The organism is Caballeronia arvi, assembly GCF_001544695.2.
GTDB classification, from domain to species: domain Bacteria; phylum Pseudomonadota; class Gammaproteobacteria; order Burkholderiales; family Burkholderiaceae; genus Caballeronia; species Caballeronia arvi.
The window spans coordinates 1-3,022 of record NZ_FCOM02000165.1 but is presented as its reverse complement, the minus strand read 5'-3'; the positions used below and the strand labels follow the sequence as shown (position 1 = coordinate 3,022).

At 52.8% G+C, this 3,022-nt stretch carries 1 rRNA gene; it reads left to right on the top strand.

Annotation, left to right across the window (positions count from 1 at the left end):
* Positions 1-18: 18 nt before the first annotated feature.
* A 23S ribosomal RNA gene (locus tag AWB74_RS43820) occupies positions 19-3,006 on the top strand.
* The last annotated feature ends 16 nt before the right edge of the window (positions 3,007-3,022 follow it).

The window sequence follows — 3,022 nt, the reverse complement described above, 5'->3', positions numbered from 1 at the left end:
CAGACACACTCGTTATAGGGTCAAGCGAACAAGTGCATGTGGTGGATGCCTTGGCGATCACAGGCGATGAAGGACGCGGTAGCCTGCGAAAAGCGGTGGGGAGCTGGCAAACGAGCTTTGATCCACCGATATCCGAATGGGGAAACCCGGCCCGTATGGGTCATCCTAGAGTGAATACATAGCTCTAGTGAAGCGAACGCGGTGAACTGAAACATCTAAGTAACCGCAGGAACAGAAATCAACCGAGATTCCCAAAGTAGTGGCGAGCGAAATGGGACCAGCCTGTACCTTTTATCTGAATTGTTAGTCGAACGCTCTGGAAAGTGCGGCCATAGCAGGTGATAGCCCTGTAGACGAAAACAGCTTGGAAGAACTAGGGGTACGAGAAGTAGGGCGGGACACGTGAAATCCTGTCTGAAGATGGGGGGACCATCCTCCAAGGCTAAATACTCGTGATCGACCGATAGTGAACCAGTACCGTGAGGGAAAGGCGAAAAGAACCCCGGGAGGGGAGTGAAATAGATCCTGAAACCGCATGCATACAAACAGTCGGAGCCCCGCTTTAAGCGCTTTCGGCGCGTTCACGAAGTGAATGCGTCAAAAGACCTCAAGTCTGAAATAGACCGCTGCGCGCTTAAAGTGGAGTTAAGCGCGAGAGCGCTTAAAGCGGGGTGACGGCGTACCTTTTGTATAATGGGTCAGCGACTTACGTTCAGTAGCGAGCTTAACTGATTAAGGCAGGCGTAGCGAAAGCGAGTCCGAATAGGGCGATCAGTTGCTGGGCGTAGACCCGAAACCAAGTGATCTATCCATGGCCAGGTTGAAGGTGCGGTAACACGTACTGGAGGACCGAACCCACTAACGTTGAAAAGTTAGGGGATGAGCTGTGGATAGGGGTGAAAGGCTAAACAAACTTGGAAATAGCTGGTTCTCTCCGAAAACTATTTAGGTAGTGCCTCGTGTATCACCTTCGGGGGTAGAGCACTGTCATGGTTGTGGGGTCCATTGCGGATTACTACGCCATAGCAAACTCCGAATACCGAAGAGTGCAATCACGGGAGACAGACATCGGGTGCTAACGTCCGGTGTCAAGAGGGAAACAACCCAGACCGCCAGCTAAGGTCCCAAAGATTGGCTAAGTGGGAAACGAAGTGGGAAGGCTAAAACAGTCAGGAGGTTGGCTTAGAAGCAGCCACCCTTTAAAGAAAGCGTAATAGCTCACTGATCGAGTCGTCCTGCGCGGAAGATGTAACGGGGCTCAAGCCAGTCACCGAAGCTGCGGATACGTACGTAAGTACGTGTGGTAGGAGAGCGTTCCGTAAGCCTGCGAAGGTGCGTTGAAAAGCGTGCTGGAGGTATCGGAAGTGCGAATGCTGACATGAGTAGCGATAAAGGGGGTGAAAAGCCCCCTCGCCGTAAGCCCAAGGTTTCCTACGCAACGTTCATCGGCGTAGGGTGAGTCGGCCCCTAAGGCGAGGCAGAAATGCGTAGCTGATGGGAAGCAGGTCAATATTCCTGCACCATTGTTAGATGCGATGGGGGGACGGATCGCGGAAGGTTGTCCGGGTGTTGGAAGTCCCGGTCGCTGCATTGGAGAAGGTGCTTAGGCAAATCCGGGCACGTAATTCAAGGGTGTGGCGCGAGCTTCTTCGGAAGCGAAGCAATTGGAAGTGGTTCCAAGAAAAGCCTCTAAGCTTCAGTCTAATAGTGACCGTACCGCAAACCGACACAGGTGGGCGAGATGAGTATTCTAAGGCGCTTGAGAGAACTCGGGAGAAGGAACTCGGCAAATTGGTACCGTAACTTCGGGATAAGGTACGCCCTTGTAGCTTGACTGGCCTGCGCCAGGAGGGTGAAAGGGTTGCAATAAACTGGTGGCTGCGACTGTTTAATAAAAACACAGCACTCTGCAAACACGAAAGTGGACGTATAGGGTGTGACGCCTGCCCGGTGCCGGAAGATTAAATGATGGGGTGCAAGCTCTTGATTGAAGTCCCGGTAAACGGCGGCCGTAACTATAACGGTCCTAAGGTAGCGAAATTCCTTGTCGGGTAAGTTCCGACCTGCACGAATGGCGTAACGATGGCCACACTGTCTCCTCCCGAGACTCAGCGAAGTTGAAGTGTTTGTGATGATGCAATCTCCCCGCGGCTAGACGGAAAGACCCCATGAACCTTTACTGTAGCTTTGCATTGGACTTTGAACCGATCTGTGTAGGATAGGTGGGAGGCTATGAAGCCAGGACGCTAGTCTTGGTGGAGCCGTCCTTGAAATACCACCCTGGTTTGTTTGAGGTTCTAACCTTGGCCCGTGATCCGGGTCGGGGACAGTGCATGGTAGGCAGTTTGACTGGGGCGGTCTCCTCCCAAAGTGTAACGGAGGAGTACGAAGGTACGCTAGGTACGGTCGGAAATCGTGCTGATAGTGCAATGGCATAAGCGTGCTTAACTGCGAGACCGACAAGTCGAGCAGGTGCGAAAGCAGGTCATAGTGATCCGGTGGTTCTGTATGGAAGGGCCATCGCTCAACGGATAAAAGGTACTCTGGGGATAACAGGCTGATACCGCCCAAGAGTTCATATCGACGGCGGTGTTTGGCACCTCGATGTCGGCTCATCTCATCCTGGGGCTGTAGCCGGTCCCAAGGGTATGGCTGTTCGCCATTTAAAGAGGTACGTGAGCTGGGTTTAAAACGTCGTGAGACAGTTTGGTCCCTATCTGCCGTGGGCGTTGGATATTTGAAGGGGGCTGCTCCTAGTACGAGAGGACCGGAGTGGACGAACCTCTGGTGTACCGGTTGTGACGCCAGTCGCATCGCCGGGTAGCTATGTTCGGAAGAGATAACCGCTGAAAGCATCTAAGCGGGAAACTCGCCTTAAGATGAGATATCCCCGGGGCTTCGAGCCCCTTGAAGGGTCGTTCCAGACCAGGACGTTGATAGGTCAGGTGTGTAAGTGCAGTAATGCATTGAGCTAACTGATACTAATTGCCCGTAAGGCTTGATCCTATAACCAGTGTGTTTG